This is a genomic window from Mangrovimonas futianensis (assembly GCF_021245805.1).
Taxonomy (GTDB): domain Bacteria; phylum Bacteroidota; class Bacteroidia; order Flavobacteriales; family Flavobacteriaceae; genus Mangrovimonas; species Mangrovimonas futianensis.
The window spans coordinates 1-489 of record NZ_JAJJNF010000031.1 but is presented as its reverse complement, the minus strand read 5'-3'; the positions used below and the strand labels follow the sequence as shown (position 1 = coordinate 489).

Annotated in this window: 1 protein-coding gene; it reads left to right on the top strand. The window is 54.8% G+C overall.

Annotation, left to right across the window (positions count from 1 at the left end):
• A partial coding sequence (locus LOK78_RS16400; RefSeq protein WP_232635667.1) for an FIDD domain-containing protein occupies positions 1–489 on the top strand: 489 nt, incomplete at both ends.

Here is a 489-nt window from a genome sequence, read left to right as displayed (position 1 = left end):
CCACTTTGTGTTTCCGTACCACGACCCTGGAGCTGATCGTGAATCCGCTTCCTACCCCGGCACAGACGCAAGAGGCACTGCAGCTGAGCATCTGTGACGACAACGACGACAACGACGGCTATGCAGCCTTTGACCTGACCGATCAGGACGGGATCATTACCAGTGGGACACCTTCCTGGAGCGTGGACTACTACGAGACGGCCATAGACCGTGACAATGACAACCCGATAGCAGACTATACATCCTATACCAACACATCGATAGGTGGACAGCCTCACAACCCGCAGACCATCTATGTGAAGGTGACCGACCAGGATACCGGTTGCTATGCCTATTCGACATTGACCCTTGAGGTGTCGCCATTGCCAACACCGACCCCTGCAGAGAACCTTCAGGATCTTGTGGCCTGTGACGATACCGATACGGGAGACCTGTCCGAGAGCTTTGACCTAACGGTGATGGAGGACAGTATCATCCTTCCGGGAGAGA